Raw genomic sequence first — 21119 nt, forward strand, 5'->3', positions numbered from 1 at the left:
ACTGCCATTACGCTGGTACGGCTGGGCGGGGCAGGTCATGACAGCCTTCGGGAGGTTACGCCGGGCGCGGCCAAGCTTGTATTGCGCAGTTCCGGTGCAGGACACGCCGTCGTTTATTCGGTCAGCACCGCCAGCGAGCCGTGCCAAGGCCTCGAGACGGTAGGGAACGTGGCCTACAGCGGACGCGGTGTGGTCTTCCCCTGGATCGCCCGCGTGAACGAAAGAACGCGCAGCGCGTTGTTCAAGACGCAGCCCTATATCGAGCACGAACTGGACCCTCGCCAAGGCGTTCAAGTGAAGGCGATCGGCAATTGGCAGCAAGTGAGCACACCCCGCAACCTTGCGACCAGCACCGGCAGTTGCGGACCGCTGGTCACGAAATTTCAACCCGCCGCCGACCACGTCTACCTCGTCGACTTCGTCTGGCGAGACAACCTCAGTTGCACGCAAGTGATCACGGATGCAACCGACCCAAGCACGCTGCGGCCCGTGCAATTCGACCTTGTTCAATCTTGTCCGACGCCATGACACATCAACAACGAGTCGTTCGCTTTCCAGAAGAACTCCGTCGTCTCAGCAGTGCAGGAATGCCTTGCGTGTCCGGCAGGGGTTCCGCAAGGCGCAGCACGCGGCCGTGCGTGGCCGCCACTTCCTCAGCGGCGAGAGCGCCCGAGCGTGCGGCACTTTCCATCGAAAAGGGCAGGCCGGTGGCGATCCAGTCGCCAGCCAGCCACAGGCCCGGGATGCCCGATGGCGCCTCGGGCCGCATCGCCTCGACGCCCGGAGCGGCGCAGGGCACCGCGAGCGGGATGCGATGGATTCGTGCATGCCGCAGGCCTGCCGCTGCCGCTTGCGGGAAGAACTCGGCGAGCTCCCGGCGGGTTTGCGCCACGATGTCGGCGTCGCTCGCGGCCCACGCATTCGCCTCGACGTGGATCGCGTTGCTCGCGACCCATGCGCATCCGTCGTGTGCGGAGCGGATATTGGACAAGTCGTAGAAGTCCATGTTCAGGTCCCCGGGTGCGCTCACCCGCGCCCAGAAGCGCTCGCTGCCCAGCTTGCGATCGAACCACAGCACCGTACTGATGTAGCGGCTCGGCTCCAGTCGCTCGGCGCTTTGCTTCAGGGCGCGCCATCTTGCGCCGGCATTGGCGCCGCGCACTGCAAGACTGGCAAGGCCGTGCGGGTCCAGTGCGAGCACGCCTGCGCGGCCTCGCAGTTGGCTTCCGTCCTGGAGCAAGAAGCCAGCGAAGCGCCCATCTTCGTTCAGCACAACTTCACGCACCGCTGCCGAAGTCCACACGCGACCGCCGGCCGCTTCGACGGCCTTGATGCATCCGGGCGCATAGAGTTCGCTGAGTGCGATGCGCGGGAAGCCGAAGCAATAGCCGCTGCGGCCTAGCAGCAGGCGAAACACCCGCATCATCGAAGCGGCGGAACAGCGTGCGAGCGGTACGTTCAACAAGGCCATCGTCGACGAAGTCCAGAACCAGTCGATGAAGCGTTGGCTGACGCCTCGCTCTTTCAGGTAGCCGAGCGCGTCCTGCCCGTCGAGCGCCAGTGTGGTGGTCTCGTTCAGCCGCATCGCTTCCCAGACCACGCGAGCGTTGGACAGCAGGTCAGCCAACGAAACACAGCGCAATGCATTGCGCAAGTTGGGCAAGCCATGCAGCGGGGGTGGCCAATTCGCCGCGTGCATCCTCAGTTGCCGGCCCGCGTCCAGCAAGGTGATCAAGGGATCGTGTTGCCAGAGCACTTGATCCGCGGTGCCCAGGCGCTCGAGAAGCGACACGAAGTTCCGGTGTTCGCTGGTGATCACGTGCGGGCCGATGTCGACCCAGTCGCCGGTGGCCGGATCGCGCCAGCTTGCGGCCCGGCCGCCGAGATGCGGCTGCGCCTCGACCACCACGACGCGCAGCCCGCAACCGGCCAGGGCCGCCGCGCACGAAAGTCCTGCGATGCCGCCGCCCGCGACGAGGACGTCACTGGATGAAACGCAGTGGCGATCGTGAACGGCAGGCATGCGAGCGGGAACGCAATTGGCATGCCGCTTGCCCTGTCCTTTGCCGTGAGTAGGCCGAGCTGTCGAAGGACAACGGAACCCGCCTTCGCCGTGATGACTCGTGCCGGTCCACGCCGTAAAACTCGCGGCAAATTTTGCCGAGGGGGCTGCACGTGGCCGTCTTTCCATCTGCAACAACCCCGATCAGGAGCTTTGAATGACGCATCGAGTTGGGCCGATCAGCAGGGGGCGGCGATGACCGATCCCGACATCGCCATCATCGGCGGCGGGCCGGCGGGACTGGCCGGCGCGATCTGCCTCGCACGCCTTCGGCGCTCTGTCTGTGTGGTCGATGCGGGGCGCAGCCGGCTCGCGACCATCCCGCGCACCCGCAACTATCCCGGCTTTCCGCAGGGCATCGCCGGCGCCGCGCTGCTCGACGCGCTGCGCCAGCAGGCGGCGAACTATTCGATCCGCAGTATCGGCGCGAGCGTGGAAACGCTCGAGAAAGTGGAGCGGGGCTTCCGCCTCGGATGGGAAGGCGGCTCACTCTCGGCATCGCTGGTGCTCCTGGCCACCGGCGCCAGCGACGTTCCCCCGCCCATGCCGTACCTCGCAGAGGCGGTGCGCGCCGGTCTGCTGCGCTATTGCCCCGTGTGCGACGGCTATGAGGTGATCGATCGGGCGGTTGGCGTCATTGCGCAGTCGACCGCGGGGCTGGAAGAAGCGGTCTATTTGCGGCATTTCACGCCTCACGTCACGCTCTTCATGCTCGAAGGTGGCACAGCGCTTGGCGAGGCGGGGAGGCACCGGCTGCGCCAGGCAGGCATTCGCCTGAGCGAAGACGCGATCTCCGGCATTCGGCCGCTGGAGGGAAGGATCGTCGTGATCCACGGCGATGGCGAGAGCGTCTGCGATTCCATCTATAGCGCGATGGGCCTGCGGGTTCATTCGGGCCTGGCCGGCAGTCTCGGCGCCGAGACCGACGAGAGCGGTTATCTGGTGACGGACCGCCATCACGCGACCACCGTGGCGGGGCTCTATGCGGCGGGCGACGTGGCCGTGGGGCTCAACCAGATCACGGTCGCGGCCGGCGGAGCGGCGATCGCAGGCGCCGCCATGCACCTGGCATTGCGTCGAAGCGAGAGGGCATCGCAGGCATAGGTCGCGTGCAGGCGGGGGCAGGGCACGACTAGCTGCCGGTCGAGGCGTAGCGCCGAAGTCCCACGCGCCAGGCGCCGAAGGCAAGCGCGAGGAAGACGAAGCCAGCGAGCGGCGACACGAGCCCGACCCACGCAGGCGCACCCAGCGGATCTGCCCTGCCCAATATGGCAAGCACGGGGTAGTAGGCGACGCAGGCCAAGGGCACCGCAAAGGTCAGCGCATATCGAAACCATTGAGCATAGACAGCCAGCGGAAACTGCGCCGCTTGCACGCCGCCGTAGGTGAGCACGTTCGCAATCTCCAGGCTCTCGACGGTCCAGAAGGACAGCGTGCCCTGCAGCACGAGGATGCCGAGAAAGAGCGCCACGCCGCCCGCCAGTGCGAAGAGGGCCGTCGCGACCGCTGCCGGCGACCACACGACGTCTGCCTGCACGGTCGCGAATGCCATCACCGCCAATCCTTGCATCAGCCGTCCCAGCCGGCTGATGCGCACGTCATGTGCCATAAGTTGCAGCGCCAATGGCCGAGGTCGCAGCAGGAGGCGGTCGAACGCGCCCGTGCGCAGGAATTCGGTCCCCAGCGTATCGAAGCCGCGTCCCAGCGCATCGCCGATGGCAAACATGCAATTCACCAGTCCGTAGAACATGGCGACCTCACCGAGGCGCCATCCCTGCAAGTCGCCGAAGCGATGAAAGAGTGCCCAGACCGCGATCATCTCGATGCCCGTGCCCAGGAACTGCCCGAACGTGAGCATCAATGCCGAGGCGGGATAGCGCGCCTGCCCACTCAAGGAGGCAGCCATGAGTCGGCCGAAAAGGGCCAGTGATCCCGGTCGCGTCATCCGCCTTGCACCTGCAGTTGGCGCATGGTCCTGACCATCGCCGCATGGCCGATCGCCACCAGCAGCAAGATCCAAGCGGCTTGCAAGCCGAGCCCCACGAGAGCCTGTGCTCCCGCGAGCTGGCCGAAATAGATCCGCGCCGGGATGTCCATGACGCCCGCCAGCGGCTGCAGCAGAAGCCACTGCTGCCACGCGTCGGGCAGCAAGACCAGCGGAAGCAGGTTGCCTGAGAAAACGATCACGGTCGGTGCAGCCAGCGCGTTGATGCCGCGCTCGTTCAGTGCCGAAGCCGCGGCGATGTTGAGCAACATCACGAACGACGTCGATAGCAGCAGCGCCAGCATGGCGGATGCGGCGAAAGCCAATCCGGCAACGATCCCTGCCGGTGCTTGCCATGCCCAATCGCCCAGGCCCGCGAGGGGCAGCACCAGGCCCGCGAAGGCCGCCATGAGCGCCATCCGCGGCAGAACGCGTGCCGCAATCCAGCCGGCCGAGCGCGCGAACCACAGCGCATAGGGATCGACCGGCCGCAGCCGATCGTAGGCGACCGAGCCCGTGCGCACCGCCTGTGCCACTTCCGGGTCTCCGAGCCACGGCAGCAGCGCGAGCAGCCCCTGGGCCAGCCAGGTATAGGTGATGGCCTGCGAGAGCGACATCGGCGCGCCGGCGGCGGATGCACCACCATAGAAGGCCGCCAGCACCATGACCTTGATGCCGCCCCACCAGCACTGGGTCGCGAAGCCTGCGTAAGCGGCGGCGCGGTACTGCAGCATCTGCAGGAACCGTGATGCAAAAGCGGCGACGTAGGGACGAAGAAGTTCGCGAGGCGCCATGCGGCTCAGGCCTCCGCCGCGCCGTGCATCGCATAGAAGCGCGCGATCACGGCCTCGATGGTCATGCCCTCGTCCTCGGCGTCGTCCGGCAGTCCTTCGTCCAGGCGGCGCGCCGCGATGACTTGTGAACGCAGCGCTTCGACAGGGCTGTCGGCCAGCACGCGGCCATGGCCGATCACGATCACCCGCTGCGCAAGCGCCTCGATGTCGTGCATGTCGTGCGTGGTCAGCAGCACCGTGGTCCCACGCGCGCGGTTGGCGCGAAGGACGAAGTCGCGCACCGCCAGTTTCGACGGCGCATCAAGCCCGATGGTGGGTTCGTCGAGAAAGAGGATGTCCGGCTCGTGCAGCAGCGCGGCCGCAATCTCGGCGCGCATGCGCTGCCCGAGCGAGAGCTGGCGCACGGGCTGGTCGAGCAGGCGCTCGAGATGCAATAGCGCGACGAGTTCATCGCGCGTGCGGGTGAAGCGCACCGGGTCCACGCGATAGATGTCGCGCAGCAGTGCGAAGCCATCGTTGACCGGAAGGTCCCACCAGAGCTGCGTGCGTTGCCCGAACACGACGCCGATGCGACTCACATGGCGCTCGCGATCGGCGAAGGGGTCGCGCCCGTCGACTTCGACGCGCCCACCATCGGGCCGCAGGATGCCCGCGAGAATCTTGATGGTGGTCGATTTGCCGGCGCCGTTCGGGCCGATGAAGCCGAGCAGTTCGCCGCGCTCGAGCTCGAAGGAAACGCCGCACAGCGCATCGACAGTGCGATATCGAGGCCGCACCAGCGCGCGCAGCGCACCAAGCACTCCCGGGTCGCGCTCATGGACCTTGTAGGTCTTGCGCAGGTGGTCGACAACGATCTGTGGCATGGCGCGGCGGACGCGAATGCTACACGATGAAGATCAGGGCGCGGTCTCCTGGAACGCCGGCGCGCGCGCGGCGAAATCCAATTCCTGGGCCATCATCAGCACCTCCTCCTTTTTAGTCGCTTCGGTTGAAATACCCCATGCCCCTCGAACTCCCTCATGGCTTTGCAAACCAGCAAGAAATCGACGAGTCGTACAACCCGCGGCTGCGCGCGGTCGACCTCAACGCCTCACTTCAGCACTATGCGGAGAGAAGCGAGCAGGCCCGCCAGCAGCTGAACTATCGAGCTCGTGTGCCCTATGGTCCGACGCTTGCCGAGACGCTGGACATCGTGCCGGCAGAGCGGCCGGGCGCACCGGTCTTTTTCTATATCCATAGCGGCTACTGGCGCTCGAACGCCGCACGTGACTTCATGCAGGTGGCGTTCGGCGCGCACGCGCGGGGCTTCACGACGGTGCTGGTCGACTACGCGCTGTGCCCACAGGTCACGCTCGACGAGATCGTGCGCCAGGTTCGGTCGGCCGCGGCGTGGGTCATCCGGAACATCGCCGAGCACGGCGGCGATCCGGGCCGCATCGTGATCGGAGGGCACTCCGCAGGGGCTCATCTGGGCGCGATGCTTTTGTGCACCGCATGGCGGGAGGACTACGGATTGCCGGACGATCCGTTCTCGGGTGCCGTGCTGGTGAGCGGTCTCTATGACATTGCGCCACTGCGCTTTAGTTATCTGCAGCCGTCGATCCAACTCGATGAGGCGAGCGTCTTGCGCAACTCGCCGGTGCTTCACATTCGCCGGTGCCGAACGCCGGTGCTGCTCAGCTGGGGTTCCCTGGAGCAGGCGGCCTTCGACCGGCAGTCGACTGCAATGCATGACGCCTGGCTCGCGGCTGGCAACGAGGGCGAACTCATGGTGCAGCCGAACGAGGATCACTTCACGGCGATCAGCGCTTTTGAGGATGGCAACAGCGGTCTATGCGCCGCTCTCGAGCGCATGGCCGTCTCCGCTGCCCGTTGAAGGCACGCTCGACGCCGGCGACATCGCGCCGGCGCCTAGCGCATCACGTCACTCGTGCCGGATTTCGGTGCCCAGCACCTTCAGGCATTCGCGGATGAAGGCGGCCAGCGCCGTCCATCCCTTGGCCGAGACCATCGTGCCGTCCACGTAGGCGTCGGTAGGCGACAGGTCGATAAAGGTGCCGCCGGCCAGCGTCACCTCGGGCTCGCAGGCGCCCAGGCCCGCGACCTTCTTGCCGCGCACCACGCCGTCGACCGCGATCAGGATCTGCACGCCATGGCAGATGGTGAAGATGGGCTTCTTCTTTTCGTGGAAGTGCCGCACCATCGCCTGCACGCGCTTGTCGGTACGGATGTACTCCGGGCCGCGGCCACCGGCGCAGTAGACGGCGTGGTACTGGTCGAGCTGGGTCTCCGCCTCGGAGAAGGTCTTGTTAATGGCCGCATAGTGGCCGAGCTTCTCGGTGTAGGTCTGATCGCCCTCGAAGTCGTGCAGCGATGTCTTGATCAAGTCGCCCGCCTTCTTGTCGGGGCAGACGACGTGAACTGTATGGCCCACCGCCTCCATGGCTTGCTGGAAGACGAAGATCTCGTATTCCTCGGTGAACTCGCCGGTAAGCATGAGGATTTTCTTGCCTGGCATGGTGTCGCGCTCCTTTGGTGAAATTGGCTTAGAAGGGTGAATCGGGGAAGTAATATTCCTTGGCGTTCTTCTGTGTGATCAGCGGTGCGTCCAGCTTGAGCGAGCCGCGTACGGGCGCCTGGCCGACGAGGTTGGCCACGGTCAAGTAGATGGCTGTCTTGATCATCGAGGGCGGGTAGGGCGTTTCCACCGGCGTCACGGCGTCGTTGTCGATCACCTTCTTGATGACGTCCTTCATGCCGTTGCCACCCAACGCGTACTTGATGTCCTTGCGCTTGGACTGCTTGATCGCCTCCAGCACGCCCAGGAGCATGTCGTCGTCGTTGGCCCACACCGCGTCGATCTGCGGATACTTGGCCAGGTAGTCCTGCATCAGCTTGAAGGCCTTGTCGCTGTTCCAGTCGGCGTACTGGATGTCGAGGACCTTCAGGTTCGTGCCCTTGATGCCGTCCTGGAAGCCCTTGATGCGCTCATCGTCGATCACCGTCGGGATGCCGCGCAGCACGACGAGGTTGCCCTTGCCGCCGAGCTTGTCCACCAGGAACTTGGCCGTGTTGCGTCCGACGGCAATGTTGTCGCCCGCCACGTACAGGTCCTGGATGGTTGGATCGCTGAGCCCGCGATCGACCACGGTGACGAAGGTCCCCTTGTCCTTGACTGCCTTGACCGGCAGCGTGAGCTCTTCGGATGTGTGCGGAAGGATCACCAGCGCCGAGAGCTTGCGTCCGGCGGAAAGGTCTTCAAGCGCGCTCACCTGTGCCGATGCCGACGGCGAGGTCTTGACCACGACTTCGATCTGGTCCTTGTAGGCACTGTTGATTTCCTTGGCTGCCGCCTGCGCGTGGTAGACCACGCCTGCGGTCCAGCCGTGATCGGCAGCCGGAATCGACACCGCGATCACCTTCTTGTCGGCGCCGTAGGCACCACCTGTCGCCAGCAGCGCTCCCAACGCCGCCACTGCTATCCATTTCGACTTGAGCATTTGTCACCTCCAACCTATGTAGATTGATGTATGGACCGGAATCATGTGCACCCGAGTGGTCCGGACACGGGGCAATTTCACAAACGAATTGTTTGGCGGATCACTTCTTCGAAAGGCGCTGGACCAACATCGCGATGATGATGATTGCGCCTTGCACGGCGCCCACCAAGTACTCGGAGACGAGGTCGGACAGCACCATCAGGTTGGCAATGAGCTCGAGCACGACAGCGCCGGCCAGCGTGCCCCAGATGCGCCCCTTGCCGCCGCGCAGCACGGTGCCGCCGATCACCACTGCGGTGATCACCTGGAGCTCCCACAGCAGCCCGGTGGTCGGCGTGGCAGCACCGAGGCGCGGCACATAGCAAATGGCCGCGATCGCCACGCACGCGCCTTGCACCATGTAGGCGATCGTGCGGGTCTTGATGACCGAGATGCCCGAGTAGCGCGCCACGTCCTCGTTGGCGCCGACTGCGGCGCAGCGGCGACCGTATTTCATGCGGTAGAGGATGAAGGCGCCCACGGCAGCGACAGCGAGCGACACGAGGATCGGGATCGGCACGCCGCCCACAGTGCCGAAGTAGACCGGGCGATATGCATTGCGCAGTGACGAGTCGATCGGGATCGTGCCGCCATCCGACATGTAGGTGATGAGCGAGCGGAAGATGCCCATCGTGCCGAGGGTGGCAATGAAGGGTTCGATCTTTCCCACAGTGACGATCAAGCCATTGAAGAGCCCGCAGAGCAGGCCCACCAGCAGCGCGACCGCCATGCCGGCCGGGATGGCCCAGACGCCCCATTCGGGTGCCATCCGGTTCATCAGCATGATCATTACGCCGGTGATGAACGCCGCCATCGAGCCGACCGAAAGATCGAGCCCGCCCGAAGAGATCACGAATGTCGCGCCCACGGCGATGATTGCAATGAAAGCGCTGCGTGCGATGACGTTGGCGAGATTGGTGGCGGAGAGAAAGTCGCTGTTGATCAGGTAGCCGATGGCGAGCAACGCAACCAGCGCGACGAACGGACCGGCCTCGGTCCAGTTGATGTGCAGTTCGCGCTCCTGCCGCAGCGGCACGTCCTGGGTGATGGCGTTCATGGGGCTTCCTCTTCGATGGAGCTCTGGGTTGCGATGCTGGGTGCTGGCTCGCCGTCGGTGGTGGCAAGCAATGCGATGTTGTGCTCGGTCATGCGCTCACCGCTCACCTCGCCGGCGATGCGGCCCTGGCGCATGACCAGGATGCGATCGCACACGCCGATGAGTTCCTGCATCTCGGAGGAGATCACGATGCAGGCCTTGCCGCGTGCGACCAATTCCTGGATGAAGGCATAGATCTGCGCCTTGTTGGCGATGTCGATGCCCCGTGTGGGCTCATCGATCACCACGATCGAGGGGTCTGTCAGCAGCACCTTCGCGAGCAGAAGCTTCTGCTGGTTGCCACCGGAGAGTTGCCCAGCGCGCGTGCTCTTGCTCTTGAGCCGGATGTCGTATGTGCGGATGGCTTCCTGGAGGGCGTCCGCTTCATGGCGCTTGCGCAGCCAGATGCGAGGGTGGAAGCGCGACAGTGCCGAAAGTGTGAGGTTGGGCGCGAGGCGCTCATTGAGCAGCAGTCCCTTTCCCTTGCGGTCTTCGGTCAGGTAGCCAATGCCGAGCTCGATGGCCTCGCGAGGCGATCGGATGTGAACGGATCGGCCATCGAGCTGGACCTGCGCCTTGGCAGGGCGCAATCCCAGCAGGCCTTCGAACAGTTCGGTTCGGCCCGCGCCGATCATTCCAGCAAAGCCGAGAACCTCACCGCGGTGCGCGACGAAAGACGCGTCGTGGACCACCCCCGGCACGGTCGCGTTTTGCACATGCAGGATCGGCTCGCCGGGCACCCCCGCCTTGGGCGGATAGAGCGCGGAGAGTTCGCGCCCCACCATGAGGCGGGCCATGTCGAGTTGACTCAGGCTGTGCCCGGGATGAGTCCCCACGGTTCGGCCGTCACGCAACACCGTGACCTTGTCTGCGAGGCGCTGAACCTCTTCAAGTCGGTGGCTGATATAGAGCACCGCGATGTTCTGCGACTTGAGCCTGAAGATGATGCGCAGCAGCCGTTCGACTTCTTCGCCGGTCAGCACCGCAGTGGGCTCGTCGAAGATAACCACCCGATGGTCGTCGAGCAGGGCGCGGGCGATTTGGACCAGTTGCCGATCAGCCAGTGGAACGTCACGCACCAGCGCGCGCGGAGAGGCATGGCAACCCAGTTCGGCGAGCTTCTGCGCGGCCAGCCGATACATGGTCCGATCGTCGACCATGCCGTTGCGCGTCAGTTCACGGCCGAGGAAGAGGTTCTCGGCCACCGTGAGGCCGTCCGCCAACAGGATCTCCTGATGCACGAGCACGATGCCCGCGTCCTGCGCCTGGTGCGGTCCGGTGAAGTGCACCGGCCGGCCGTCCAGGGAGATCTCTCCTTCGCTCGGCGGTACGTGACCAGAGAGGAGCTTCATCAGCGTGGACTTGCCCGCGCCGTTCTCGCCAATGATCGCGTGAATCTCGCCGGGGAAGATATCGAGCGTCACTCCGCTCAACACGGTCACGCCGGCGTACTGCTTGCCGAGTTCGTGCGTGCGCAGCAGCGGGGCGGCGGTTCTTTCAGTGGCCGGGGTATCGAATGCAGCTTCGGTTTCTGCAAGCGGCGCCCTGGCGACAGGCGACCAGGGGCGCTCGAGCATCTGTGCGGACATGGATCGCGCGCTCAATCGAAGGCCGGCAGCAAGCGGTCGCGCGAGCGCTCGATGTGCGCCCGCATGGCTGCCTTGGCGGCATCCGGGTCATGGGCGGCAAAGGCGTCGATCAGCGCCTGGTGTTCGTCCAGGGCGTCATCCGTGACGCGGCGGTGATACATCAGCCGAAAGATGTGGAAGTGAGCGTGCTGGTAGGTGAGGGTCTGGCGGATGAGTTCGTTGCCCGCGAATTGCATGATGCGGTCGTGAAACACCTCATCCTGGCGCGCGAACGCGGAGTAGCGCAGTCGCTCGTCCTTGCCGTCGACGCGGGCCATGCCACCCGCGGCCTCGCGCAGTTCTTCGATCTTTTGCGCGTCCATCGCTGCGGCCGCCTTGGCCGCGCCGTCGGGCTCAAGTAGCAGGCGGAGCTCGTACAGCTCGTCGAACCGACGGCGCGTGATCTGCGGCGCGGCACGGTAGCCCACCAGATGCTGCTTGACCACGAGCCCTTCGCCTTCGAGTCGGCCCAGCGCCTCGCGGATCGGCGTCTGCGAGACGTTCAGCTCCCTCACGAGGTTGTCGACCGTGATGCGTTCGCCCGGCGCGATCTTCAGCGCCATCAGCTGATTGAAGATGGCCCCGTACACGTCCCCGGACAAACTGGCCCGATGGAACCTGTTGCCTCTGTGCGGTGCTTGCGCGCCTTCCTCGTTTTCGCTGGCGGTAGTGCCCACTCTGTCTCCTGCATGAACTGATCGCAGCTTTCGCGGCAAGCGCCGGGATGACGCGATCCGAAAGATACGATATCCTATAGGATCGTATTTGAGGGTGCAAGTTTAAATTAACCCCGAAGGATAAAAACCATGACGCTTTTTGCCGCGCTGCGGCTGCCGCCGGAGATCTTGTTTGGCAAAGGGCAGCGCCATGCGCTCGCCGCCGTCGCGTGCAAGCACGGGCGCCGCGCGCTGGTTTGCACCGATGCGCGTTTCGCTGCAACGCCTGAATTCAAATCGATGATGGCGGCGCTCAAGGCAGCCGACATCGAGGTACGCCTGCTCGACAACGTGGAGCCCGACGTTCCCCTGGAAAGCGTTGGCGTCAACGCGGAGGCTGCGCGCGCCTTCTCCCCGGATATGGTCATCGGCATCGGCGGAGGCAGCTGCATGGACATGGCCAAATGCGTGTCCCTGCTCCTGACCCATGGCGGTCGTTTGCAGGACTACTACGGCGAGTTCAAGGTGCCGGGACCCGTGCTGCCGGTGATTGCAATGCCCACCACCTCCGGCACCGGCTCGGAAGTCACCCCGGTCGCCGTCGTGAGCGATCCGGACCGCACGCTCAAGGTCGGCATCTCGAGTCCCCATCTGATCGCGGTGGCCGCGATTTGCGATCCCGAACTGACGATGACCTGTCCGCCGCGCCTGACGGCCATCGCCGGGGCCGATGCGATGACGCATGCCATCGAATCGTTCACCGCCGCGCGCCGCGAACCCAGCGCCGATTTGCCGCAGCGCCACGTCTTCATCGGCAAGAACGCGTTGAGCGATCATTTCGCGTTGCTTGCCATTCGATTGCTCGGCCGAAGCCTCGAAAAGGCAGTTGCCAACGGCAGCGACGAGGACGCGCGCGCCGACGTGATGATGGGTGCACTCGCCGCGGGCTGCGCCTTTGGCACGGCCGGGACCGCGGCGGCCCACGCGGTGCAATACCCCGCCGGTGCGCTGACGGACACGGCGCACGGCCTGGGCGTCGCCACGCTCATGCCCTACGTGATGAGCTTCAACCGATCCGCCGCCGGTGCCGAACTGGCGCAGATCGGGCTAGCGCTGGGCCTGGAAGCCAAGGGCGACGAGCAGGCCCAGGCCGGCGCCGCGATCGACGAAGTCAGTCGCCTGTTCAAGGCCATCGGCATCACGACCACACTGGCGGAGCTGGGCCTTGCCGCCGACAAGGTCACATGGACTGCCGAGCAGGCCATGGGCATCGAGCGCTTGATCAAGAACAACCCGCGACCCTTCGATGCCGCAGCCATGCACCGTCTGGTGCAGGCCGCTTTCGACGGCGACCTGCAGGCCGCGGCCCGCTGAACTCCATCTCTTCTCATCATTGCTTTGACCATGAATGCTTCTTCTATGGAATCCCAATCCGCGCTTGCTCCATCGGTTCTGGCGGACGTGCGCCATGAGCTTTATGTCGACGGCCAATGGCGGGCCGCCACCGGTGGCCGTCGCATCGATGTCGTGGATCCGTCCACGGAGGCGCTGATCGCGACCGTCCCCGATGCCACCGTCGAGGACGCTGCCGCCGCAGTCGAAGCCGCAGCCAAGGCGGCGGCTGGGTGGCGCGCCACGCCGCCGCGCCGGCGCTCTGAGATCCTGCGTCGCTGCTTTGAATTGATGACTCAGAGAGCCGAGTCCCTCGCCGCGCTCATCTCGCTCGAAAACGGCAAGGCGCTGCGCGATGCGCGCGGCGAAGTGGCCTACGCCGCCGAGTTCTTCCGCTGGAACGCCGAAGAGGCCGTGCGTCTTTCGGGCGAATTCGGCATCGCGCCGTCGGGGACGAACCGCATCATCGTCGACTACGAACCCATCGGGATCTGCGTGCTCATCACCCCGTGGAACTTCCCGGCGGCCATGGCGACGCGCAAGATCGCGCCCGCACTGGCGGCCGGCTGCACGGTGATCCTCAAGCCGGCGAGCGAAACGCCGCTCACGGCCTATGCCCTGGCCGCGCTCTACGAGGAAGCCGGCGTTCCACCCGGTGTCGTGAACGTCCTGACCACATCCACGCCCGGTCCGCTGACGGCCGCGATGCTCGCCGACCGCCGTGTGCGCAAGTTGTCGTTCACCGGGTCTACAGGCGTGGGGCGGGCGCTGCTCGCCGAGGCTGCCAAGCACGTGGTGTCATGTTCGATGGAGCTTGGCGGCAATGCGCCGTTCATCGTGTTCGACGATGCAGACCTGGAGGCCGCGCTCGACGGCGCCATGGTCGCGAAGATGCGCAATGCGGGCGAGGCGTGTACTGCCGCCAACCGCATCTATGTGCAATCGGGCATCCACGATGCCTTCGCGCAGGGGCTCGCGCGCCGCATGGCCGCAGTGCGCGTCGGCTCCGGCATCGAGGCCGAAACTGAATGCGGGCCGATGATCACGCGCAAGGCAGTGCAGAAGATCGATCGGCTCGTGCAGGACGCGGTGCGCCGCGGCGCAAACGTCCTCTGTGGCGCTGAAGCACAGGATGGGCCGGGTTACTTCTACCGCCCGACGGTGCTGACGAACGTTCCGCGCGATGCCGAGATGGCGCACGAGGAAATCTTCGGGCCCGTCGCACCGATCAGCCGATTCGAGACCGAAGACGAAGCCATCACGCTCGCCAACGACACCGAATACGGCCTGGCTGCGTACGTCTACACGCGCGACCTCGCCCGTGGCATGCGGGTGTGCGGGCGCATCGAATCAGGAATGATCGCGCTCAACCGTGGCCTGGTCTCGGACCCGGCGGCCCCTTTCGGTGGCGTGAAGCAAAGTGGGCTGGGCCGGGAGGGCGGGCAGCGTCACGGGGTCGCGGAATACATGGAAGCGAAATACATCGCAACGAGTTTCTGAGAGACCTCTGAGCGGCCCTGGAGCCAGCTACCAGGGACGGCGCACCTGATCGCCCGGCCATACGACGCGAATCAAGCTCACGACCGCAACGATGGCCAGCGTCATGCCCGACATCCAGAGCCATCGCTCGTGGTCGGCGAGCAGTTGAGAGAACTTGGCGCTCAAGCTCGCCAGGCCGGCCACCAGCATGGCCAGCAGCGCTACGAGCATGCAGTCCAGCGTAAAGATGTCCCAGGCCAGATCGTCCGGGAATTTCAGCCACACGTGTTTGAAGAGCGGTTCGTTGCTGCGCAGTCCGTGGGTCCGAGTTGTTGCCATTTCTTTCCTCCTGGGAGTCCATGCAGTCTTCGTCTGTAGGACGACGACTGCAATTTGCGCTTCCTGGCTTGCGTTCACAAGGTCATCGCAGCTCTGCGTGTTTCTTGACATATGGCGCGACTTCTGCCAGCCGAGTAGGTCTTGACTGCCAAGCCGTGGGTCACCTACGTCACAGGACGATTCGAATGTAAATGCTGCACCGCAAAATGCATACAGAGGGAAAACAAATGCAATCAAGCTTGAGGCGTCGGAGGCATCCCACATACAAAGCAGGCTCTTTAACAGGAGCCCACTTTTGAAATCTTTTGAGAAGTTCGCACTTTTATTTGCCGCAAGCGCCGTCAGTGCCGGGATCGCCGGTTGCGGAGGCGGAGGATCCAGCGGCGGCGCGCCATCCATGGCAGCAGCGACCGGAACATCGGCCTCTGCCGAAGCCGCCAACTCACCCCGCACTTCTGCCTTGGCTTCCGCACCGATCGATGCGGACGTCGTTGACTCTTCCCTTGCCGTCAATCCCGATGCGTACAAGAGCATGGCCGCCGTGCTGAGCGAGGACGCCGGCATCGCGTATCGCTATGGACCCGATGCGGCGTCGTACGGGTCGGCAAACACAGGTCCCGATCTCGCCGAGCGCACGAGCACCAAGCTCTCCGCGCCTGCCCAGGATGTCGCGTTCTACTGGAACGTGGGCGGGCCCGTGTCCGGCAATGCCGGTCTCTTTTCAACCAACCAGGCCAACATGCTCTTTGCGGCGGACGACCCGTCTCAGCGCGTTGGCGTGAGCCTGCTTCAGGTGTCGGGCTACATGTACAACGTGTTTGCCGGACTGCCGCAGTTGCCGTGGCAGATCTACCAGCAAGGCCAGGGCATCGATACGCCGAACGTGATGAACTACAAGGCATCGGGCCTCACGAACGGCAACCCGGTCGCGATGGGGCGTTGTCAAGGCGGCGCGGGCTTCTGCGCCGAAGGCATCGTCGCATTCCAGAACGGCGTGCTCGGCACGGTGGGCAGCAACACCGCCAGCAACAACGCGACCGCGACTCTCGCGCCGAACAAGGTGCCCACAGGTGTTGCCGTGACCAACGGCAACGAGTTCGCGTTGGTCACGGTGTGGGACACCGAAGCCATGAAGGGCCAAGTCGCCGTCGTCGCGTTGGCTGGCCTGTGCGACGGTTGCGATGCCATGAACTCCTCCGGTCACACGAGCAACGGCTTTACGTTTTCGGCCTGGCACAACTGGTGGAACGAGTGGATGGGCGTCTACCCCGGCCTGCCCAACATGGGCAACACCGCCTTCATGAAGGTGCTGGGTTACGTGGACATCCCGGGCATGAACGCACCGACGGAGATCGCAGTCACCACCAACCTGCACCAGTTCGACAGCGTGCAGCCCGGCGGCCTCTTCATGGGCGCGGCGAACTCGCCGCTGACCAACAACTGGCAGAGCTTTACCGATGGCAGCAGCAACTACCGTCGCTATGCCAAGGGCGGGGTGGCAGTGGTGATTTCGAAGTCGGAGCAGAAGGCTGCCTTCATTGACTTGAAGCCACTCTTCAGCTACGTCAACAGCGTGTACTTCAGCTCCAATGTCGGCGTCACGAGCAACTATGGACAGGCGAGCGACCAGTGGCCGTACACCTTCGACAAGGAAGCTTCGCAGATGCCGACCGTGATCAAGACCGTCTCGATGGGTGATCGCCCGACGGCGGTGAGAACGACCATGTCGACCGGCAGCCCGCGCGCCTGGATCGCCACGCAGGACGGCACGCTGCACATCTACAGCCTGAACGGCTACGCACCTGGCGGCGCCGTCGCCACGCCATCGCCAGACGACATTGCCGAGGTCGGCACCGTCGGCGACATCGGCCGCAATCCGACCTCGCTTGCGATGTCGAAGAGCGATCCGAGCGGCACCACCAGCGATCCGATGAACCAGCAGGTCATCGTGGGCTCACGCGGAGACAACAAGATCTCGTGGGTGCGCTTTGCTTCGGATGGCAACAGCGGCAGCGTCGTGCGCAGCATCCAGCACAACAAGCTGACCGACCTGATCGCGGTGGAAGATGCCGACAACTTCGCCAACATCAACAACGTGGTGACCGTGACGGACTACGGCGGCAAGGCAGTGCGCAACTACCGCTACGGACCGGTGATCTTCTCGGATGGGGGCGCCTGCCCGAGGCCCAACGGATGTTCCATCAACGGATCGACGGCCGAGTACGAGGGCGCCATGACCGTACCGGGCAAGCCGTTCCAGATCTCGACATCCAACGTGCCGTGACGCTCCGGGGTCATACGAGCAGTAGGTCCGTCTGACCCTTGCTCGATGCCAGCTGTCCAGCCAGCGCGTCGAGCACCTCGAGCGAGAACGGACGAAACGCATCGTCGGTCTCGCTCAGGTCGCAGAACGATGCATAGCCGGCCAGCTGGAGTGCGTGCCTGAGCCGTTCCATGCCGCCACTGCGCGACAGGCCGTCAGGCAAGAACTTCATCACAAAAGGGGGCTTGTGCTGCAGTGTGCGGGTGCCGCCCGCCAGCACATAGCCTTCATATCCCTGCGTGTCCATCCAGAGCAGGGCTGAACCGAGATCGACACCTTCCGTGATGCGGTCAAGGCTCTGCGAAGGCACCTCGATGCGCTCCTGGCTTGAGTCCGTGCCGTCCAGGCCATTGCTGCCGTCGCCGCCGTAGCGCGCCCGATGGTTGCCGTAGTTGATGGTCGAGAGTTCGAATACGAGGCTCTCGTCGTTCTTCTCTCCCAACGCAACGTTGTGCGTCGTGATCCGGTCCGACAGCCGATTGATCTCGACATTGGTCCTCAGCAGCGAATAGTTCAGGGGCTCCGGTTCGACCGCGATGGCCCTTTCGAACAGCCCGCGCTTGACCGCGGGGATGCAGACCGTGCCGATGTTGGCACCGATGTCGATCAGGCAAGTCAGATGGCGTCCGTTCAGCAATGAGGCCACCCGGCGCAGCATGGAAAAGTTGTAGGGCTCGCGATGCTTGAACAGCCACTGCCCGATGACCTGGTCGCCCGCTGCGACCACGAAGACTTCGGACGGGCAGGGCGCCAGCAGGAAGGCTTCGCGCGGCGCGGTGTCCCACAGCAGGCGCGCCACAAGTGGGCTGTGAAAGAACCGATGCGGGCCGACACTCCGAACAGATTTCAGAACGCTTTGATAGATCGCGGTTTTGAGCATGGCGCTTTCTCCGTTCGGCCGTGGGATCGCCGGGCTTAATGTGGCGAAGACGGGGCTCCCGGGTGTGAGAGACGGCGCAATGGTTGTGTCGGAGAGAAGAGCGAGCTGATTTCGTCGGTGAGCTTTCAAATAGGATCATCGGCGAATTCGCCGGAACCAGACCCCTATCCACGCGAAGGAAGCAAATTGCAAGTCAAACGAATCGTCGCCAATTTCGATGTGCTCGACATCAGCAGGGCTCGGGCGTTCTATCAAGACGTCCTCGGGCTGGAGATCTTGATGGACCATGGCTGGATTCAGACCTATGGGTCACAAGCCAAGATGACTGTTCAGGTGAGCTTCGCCTCGGAAGGGGGTTCTGGCACTCCTGTGCCTGACTTGTCAATCGAGGTGGACGATGTGGACGCTGCGCTCGAACGCATGAGGGCTGCTGGGTTTGCGATTGAGTACGGACCTGCTGACGAACCGTGGGGGGTTCGGCGGTTCTTTGTTCGGGATCCGTTTGGGAAGCTGGTTAATGTTCTCGCGCATGTTTGAGGTGCGCCTTGTCTCGGAAGTGGCGGCTTGATTTGCTTCACTTCACCGTTTACTCGTGAGTGTGCTCATCCACCGCGCTCGCGACGTCCGTGTTCTCCTTTGGCCCGCGTCCAGCGCCACATTGCCCCCCGAGATGCGCCCACCCAGGTTGTCGATGTTGTCCGCGGTGATGGACACGAGCGAGCGCCCGGCCACGGTGCCGCTGTTGGTGAAGTCGCCTTCACCCGCCTTGTTCTTGATGCTCAGGCGGTCGGCCGACAGCAGCGCACCGGAGCCGTCGATGTCCCCGGGCTGCACGCGCACATACACCTGGGGCACGAGCACCTGCTGGGTGCTGCCATCGGCAAGGGTCACGGTCTGCTCGATGAGCCAGACGATGTCGCTCGTGAGCTGGGCCATCTGCGCGGCAGTCAGGGCGATGCCCGGCGTCAGTTGGTACTGCTTGGCGAAGGTCACGCCCGCGTTCATGAGCGCGGTGTACTCGTCCTGGTCGCTGGTGTAGCCGTCCAGGTAGCGGTAGCCGGTGAGCTGGGCGATCTGCTCGCGAATGAGCTGCTGCTCATAGAAGCCATCGCCCAGGCGCTTTTGCACCGTGTCGGGATTGAAGCCCAGGGCGTTGAGCAGGTAGTCGCTGCTGAGCCATTGGCGATAGTCGGCAAAGCGCGGATCGGTCTCGATCAGGTAATGGGCGGTCGCGCCCGGCTGGGTGCGAAACAGGCTCGCTGTGGGCAAGCGGGTTTCGGGCGTGCTGGTGCGAACGACCATCGGGATGCTGCGCGAGCTGCCCGGCTGGCCTGAGGCCTCCACCGCGCCAGCCGTGCCTGCCGTGCTGCCGCTGGCGCTTCCCACCGGTTCCGCGCCGGCCGCGCCGGCTGCTTGGTCGGCCACAGGGGCCGCGGCGTTGCCGCTGGCTGCTGCCGAACCGTTGACCGCGGAGGGCACTTCGATCACGGTGCCTGGGCCGTTTGCGCTTCCAGCAGAGACGCTGCCCGTGCCCAAAATACTTGATTGCTCGTCGGGAGGGGCCAATTTCATGCCCGGCTGCTGTGCCATAGCCTCGACGCTGTGCTTGGCGTTCGTATTCACTGCCATGAACGCGCAACCGGCATGTCGAACCAATCGACTGTCCCGTGCGTTAGCGCAAATCTCGCGCGACGAATACAACGAGGTTGTTCGGATACTTGCTCAACGTACTGAGTTAGATACGGTCGGGTCGCCCAAGTTAATTCCTAAACAATGCCGGGTATCACCGACTGAAATTGGCTGTACAAGAATTAAGGGTCTTCACTAAGAATGATGTCCCGCTCTCGCTCGAAAACAGGATACGTTGCCGGATCGTGCTCGGAGAACTTCTCATAAAACCCGGGAGCCTGCCAAGCAGCCGGCGCCACGCCTGACGCTTCCGATCTCTCCCATTGAAGCCAATTGGACGGAAGAACGTCGCTAACGACCTCGAAACACTCCTCGAAATGCTGCCCCATCTGAGGCCATTCTCCTTCCGGATGGCGGTTAATTATTCCGTAGTGACGACGTCCCTTCACGTCCACGAATATAGACATCACATGATAAATTTTTCCAATTGTCAACCAAGAAGAATGTTCAACATTATTCCCGTCCGAATCCAAAAGCCGAATACATCTAATCTTCATGGTTTTGGCACCCCAGATTTACTACTAAATATAGCTTTATAGTCAAGATCATACAACACCTCCCCTGTGGTCGGATTCTTGTAGAAGTGAACTTCAAACTTTCCCGCCCGACTTTGAATTGGTCGGTCGAGTATTTTCCAAATCCTGGAGGAATTAATGGATTATTCAATTCTCCTGGCCCTAGCCCTGGAATTATCTTGGCGCCACCGATGGCCTCGGGCGTTAAAGTTCCATTCTTTACAAATGGAGAATTTGCTGCCTCAAGTTGTAGTTGATTTGCCAGCTTTTTGGCGTTGGCTACATTGCTTGCCGAAGACGCAGACGAACCCTTGTTGAGGCCGCCTTTTCCGCCATCCCCGTCGACGAGGGAGACCCCCAAAATTGCCGCGAACAAAGGTGGATTCGACGCCAGAGGCTTCCGCCGCCAAAGCCGATGCCCCGGGTCTGGGTGTCGTCTCCAGACTGGCGCTGGAGGTATTGCGGCCCTCATAGATCGTGAGATTGCGTCCGGCATCCACCAGCACGCCATTGGTGCCGCTGATGTGCGACCCCTCGATGGTGATGTCGTTGTTGGCCGTCATCGCCACCGTGCCGCCCGAGAAGTTGCTGCCTACGCTGGTGGTGCTTTCCGCGCTGCTGTTCGTGGTCGTGGTGGAGCTTTTGAAGGTCCCCTTGCTCGTCGTCTGCTTGCCCTGGATGTCCAGTTGCGTGGTCTGTCCGGCGCCGATGTTGATGTCGCGGTCCGCATGCACCAGGAGCAG

At 63.8% G+C, this 21119-nt stretch carries 20 protein-coding genes; 7 read left to right on the forward strand and 13 right to left on the reverse strand.

Annotated features, from left to right (window positions below; genetic code table 11):
* Positions 1 to 213: 213 nt before the first annotated feature.
* Positions 214 to 528, forward strand: coding sequence for a hypothetical protein (locus AC1DEK_RS25035; protein ID WP_478128008.1), 315 nt, complete (start codon positions 214 to 216; stop codon positions 526 to 528).
* A 4-nt stretch (positions 529 to 532) separates the two neighbouring features.
* Here the strand turns inward: AC1DEK_RS25035 and AC1DEK_RS25040 are convergent, their stop codons facing one another.
* On the reverse strand, positions 533 to 2023 hold the full coding sequence (locus tag AC1DEK_RS25040) for a hydroxysqualene dehydroxylase (protein ID WP_478128009.1): 1491 nt from the start codon (positions 2021 to 2023) through the stop codon (positions 533 to 535).
* 234 nt (positions 2024 to 2257) lie between these two features.
* On the opposite strand from AC1DEK_RS25040, the gene AC1DEK_RS25045 reads away from it, so the two are divergent.
* Positions 2258 to 3166 carry an NAD(P)/FAD-dependent oxidoreductase gene (locus AC1DEK_RS25045; RefSeq protein ID WP_478128010.1) on the forward strand — a complete coding sequence of 303 codons (909 nt, stop codon included), beginning with the start codon at positions 2258 to 2260 and terminating at the stop codon, positions 3164 to 3166.
* Positions 3167 to 3194: 28 nt separating this feature from the next.
* On the opposite strand, the gene AC1DEK_RS25050 is transcribed toward AC1DEK_RS25045, so the two are convergent.
* From AC1DEK_RS25050 to AC1DEK_RS25060, 3 genes are read right to left on the reverse strand one after another with little or no spacing between them, the layout of a single operon-like run.
* Positions 3195 to 4007 carry an ABC transporter permease gene (locus AC1DEK_RS25050; RefSeq protein ID WP_478128011.1) on the reverse strand — a complete coding sequence of 271 codons (813 nt, stop codon included), beginning with the start codon at positions 4005 to 4007 and terminating at the stop codon, positions 3195 to 3197.
* Entirely contained in the window at positions 4004 to 4840 is an 837-nt protein-coding gene (locus AC1DEK_RS25055; RefSeq protein WP_478128012.1) for an ABC transporter permease, read from the reverse strand. Before AC1DEK_RS25055 ends, AC1DEK_RS25050 begins: the two co-directional genes overlap by 4 nt.
* Before the next feature lie 5 nt (positions 4841 to 4845).
* Positions 4846 to 5703 carry an ABC transporter ATP-binding protein gene (locus tag AC1DEK_RS25060; RefSeq protein WP_478128013.1) on the reverse strand — a complete coding sequence of 286 codons (858 nt, stop codon included), beginning with the start codon at positions 5701 to 5703 and terminating at the stop codon, positions 4846 to 4848.
* Between the two features lie 137 nt (positions 5704 to 5840).
* Between AC1DEK_RS25060 and AC1DEK_RS25065 the strand changes: the two genes are divergently transcribed.
* Positions 5841 to 6716, forward strand: a complete 876-nt coding sequence (locus AC1DEK_RS25065) for an alpha/beta hydrolase (RefSeq protein ID WP_478128014.1) — start codon at positions 5841 to 5843, stop codon at positions 6714 to 6716.
* Positions 6717 to 6764: 48 nt separating this feature from the next.
* On the opposite strand, the gene AC1DEK_RS25070 is transcribed toward AC1DEK_RS25065, so the two are convergent.
* The 5 genes from AC1DEK_RS25070 to AC1DEK_RS25090 all read right to left on the reverse strand — a co-directional run bounded on the left by AC1DEK_RS25070 (position 6765) and on the right by AC1DEK_RS25090 (position 11780).
* On the reverse strand, positions 6765 to 7358 hold the full coding sequence (locus AC1DEK_RS25070) for a DJ-1/PfpI family protein (RefSeq protein ID WP_478128015.1): 594 nt from the start codon (positions 7356 to 7358) through the stop codon (positions 6765 to 6767).
* Between the two features lie 28 nt (positions 7359 to 7386).
* Positions 7387 to 8340, reverse strand: coding sequence for a substrate-binding domain-containing protein (locus AC1DEK_RS25075; RefSeq protein ID WP_478128016.1), 954 nt, complete (start codon positions 8338 to 8340; stop codon positions 7387 to 7389).
* 100 nt (positions 8341 to 8440) lie between these two features.
* On the reverse strand, positions 8441 to 9436 hold the full coding sequence (locus AC1DEK_RS25080; RefSeq protein ID WP_478128017.1) for an ABC transporter permease: 996 nt from the start codon (positions 9434 to 9436) through the stop codon (positions 8441 to 8443).
* Entirely contained in the window at positions 9433 to 11064 is a 1632-nt protein-coding gene (locus AC1DEK_RS25085; protein ID WP_478128018.1) for a sugar ABC transporter ATP-binding protein, read from the reverse strand. The genes AC1DEK_RS25080 and AC1DEK_RS25085 overlap by 4 nt, the downstream gene beginning before the upstream one ends.
* Positions 11065 to 11075: 11 nt before the next feature.
* The gene (locus tag AC1DEK_RS25090; protein ID WP_478128019.1) at positions 11076 to 11780 is read right to left on the reverse strand and encodes a GntR family transcriptional regulator; all 705 of its coding nucleotides are present in this window, start codon (positions 11778 to 11780) and stop codon (positions 11076 to 11078) included.
* A 129-nt stretch (positions 11781 to 11909) separates the two neighbouring features.
* On the opposite strand from AC1DEK_RS25090, the gene AC1DEK_RS25095 reads away from it, so the two are divergent.
* Both AC1DEK_RS25095 and AC1DEK_RS25100 read left to right on the forward strand, forming a co-directional pair.
* The gene (locus tag AC1DEK_RS25095; RefSeq protein WP_478128020.1) at positions 11910 to 13133 is read left to right on the forward strand and encodes an iron-containing alcohol dehydrogenase; all 1224 of its coding nucleotides are present in this window, start codon (positions 11910 to 11912) and stop codon (positions 13131 to 13133) included.
* 45 nt (positions 13134 to 13178) lie between these two features.
* A complete protein-coding gene (locus AC1DEK_RS25100) occupies positions 13179 to 14651 on the forward strand; it encodes an NAD-dependent succinate-semialdehyde dehydrogenase (protein ID WP_478128021.1) in 1473 nt (490 codons plus the stop codon).
* 27 nt (positions 14652 to 14678) lie between these two features.
* Here the strand turns inward: AC1DEK_RS25100 and AC1DEK_RS25105 are convergent, their stop codons facing one another.
* On the reverse strand, positions 14679 to 14969 hold the full coding sequence (locus tag AC1DEK_RS25105; RefSeq protein WP_478128022.1) for a hypothetical protein: 291 nt from the start codon (positions 14967 to 14969) through the stop codon (positions 14679 to 14681).
* A 397-nt stretch (positions 14970 to 15366) separates the two neighbouring features.
* Between AC1DEK_RS25105 and AC1DEK_RS25110 the strand changes: the two genes are divergently transcribed.
* Positions 15367 to 17253: a hypothetical protein gene (locus tag AC1DEK_RS25110; protein ID WP_478128023.1), complete on the forward strand. Its 1887-nt coding sequence runs from the start codon at positions 15367 to 15369 to the stop codon at positions 17251 to 17253.
* Between the two features lie 10 nt (positions 17254 to 17263).
* On the opposite strand, the gene AC1DEK_RS25115 is transcribed toward AC1DEK_RS25110, so the two are convergent.
* Positions 17264 to 18172, reverse strand: a complete 909-nt coding sequence (locus AC1DEK_RS25115; protein WP_478128024.1) for an FkbM family methyltransferase — start codon at positions 18170 to 18172, stop codon at positions 17264 to 17266.
* A gap of 186 nt (positions 18173 to 18358) precedes the next feature.
* On the opposite strand from AC1DEK_RS25115, the gene AC1DEK_RS25120 reads away from it, so the two are divergent.
* On the forward strand, positions 18359 to 18709 hold the full coding sequence (locus AC1DEK_RS25120; RefSeq protein WP_478128025.1) for a VOC family protein: 351 nt from the start codon (positions 18359 to 18361) through the stop codon (positions 18707 to 18709).
* Between the two features lie 42 nt (positions 18710 to 18751).
* On the opposite strand, the gene AC1DEK_RS25125 is transcribed toward AC1DEK_RS25120, so the two are convergent.
* On the reverse strand, positions 18752 to 19744 hold the full coding sequence (locus AC1DEK_RS25125; RefSeq protein ID WP_478128026.1) for a hypothetical protein: 993 nt from the start codon (positions 19742 to 19744) through the stop codon (positions 18752 to 18754).
* Between the two features lie 874 nt (positions 19745 to 20618).
* Positions 20619 to 21119: hemagglutinin repeat-containing protein (locus tag AC1DEK_RS25130; protein WP_478128027.1), on the reverse strand; the 501-nt coding region annotated here is incomplete at its 5' end.

It is taken from the genome of Variovorax sp. 10N420 (assembly GCF_056394705.1).

Excerpts from the sequence above, each read along its gene's own strand:
- AC1DEK_RS25095 (WP_478128020.1), top strand. The coding sequence starts at position 11,910 with ATGACGCTTTTTGCCGCGCTGCGGCTGCCGCCGGAGATCTTGTTTGGC.
- AC1DEK_RS25070 (WP_478128015.1), bottom strand. The coding sequence starts at position 7,358 with ATGCCAGGCAAGAAAATCCTCATGCTTACCGGCGAGTTCACCGAGGAA.
- AC1DEK_RS25115 (WP_478128024.1), bottom strand. The coding sequence starts at position 18,172 with ATGCTCAAAACCGCGATCTATCAAAGCGTTCTGAAATCTGTTCGGAGT.
- AC1DEK_RS25100 (WP_478128021.1), top strand. The coding sequence starts at position 13,179 with ATGGAATCCCAATCCGCGCTTGCTCCATCGGTTCTGGCGGACGTGCGC.
- AC1DEK_RS25050 (WP_478128011.1), bottom strand. The coding sequence starts at position 4,007 with ATGACGCGACCGGGATCACTGGCCCTTTTCGGCCGACTCATGGCTGCC.
- AC1DEK_RS25060 (WP_478128013.1), bottom strand. The coding sequence starts at position 5,703 with ATGCCACAGATCGTTGTCGACCACCTGCGCAAGACCTACAAGGTCCAT.
- AC1DEK_RS25085 (WP_478128018.1), bottom strand. The coding sequence starts at position 11,064 with ATGTCCGCACAGATGCTCGAGCGCCCCTGGTCGCCTGTCGCCAGGGCG.
- AC1DEK_RS25040 (WP_478128009.1), bottom strand. The coding sequence starts at position 2,023 with ATGCCTGCCGTTCACGATCGCCACTGCGTTTCATCCAGTGACGTCCTC.
- AC1DEK_RS25075 (WP_478128016.1), bottom strand. The coding sequence starts at position 8,340 with ATGCTCAAGTCGAAATGGATAGCAGTGGCGGCGTTGGGAGCGCTGCTG.
- AC1DEK_RS25080 (WP_478128017.1), bottom strand. The coding sequence starts at position 9,436 with ATGAACGCCATCACCCAGGACGTGCCGCTGCGGCAGGAGCGCGAACTG.
- AC1DEK_RS25125 (WP_478128026.1), bottom strand. The coding sequence starts at position 19,744 with ATGAAATTGGCCCCTCCCGACGAGCAATCAAGTATTTTGGGCACGGGC.
- AC1DEK_RS25105 (WP_478128022.1), bottom strand. The coding sequence starts at position 14,969 with ATGGCAACAACTCGGACCCACGGACTGCGCAGCAACGAACCGCTCTTC.
- AC1DEK_RS25045 (WP_478128010.1), top strand. The coding sequence starts at position 2,258 with ATGACCGATCCCGACATCGCCATCATCGGCGGCGGGCCGGCGGGACTG.
- AC1DEK_RS25110 (WP_478128023.1), top strand. The coding sequence starts at position 15,367 with ATGGCAGCAGCGACCGGAACATCGGCCTCTGCCGAAGCCGCCAACTCA.
- AC1DEK_RS25065 (WP_478128014.1), top strand. The coding sequence starts at position 5,841 with ATGCCCCTCGAACTCCCTCATGGCTTTGCAAACCAGCAAGAAATCGAC.
- AC1DEK_RS25055 (WP_478128012.1), bottom strand. The coding sequence starts at position 4,840 with ATGGCGCCTCGCGAACTTCTTCGTCCCTACGTCGCCGCTTTTGCATCA.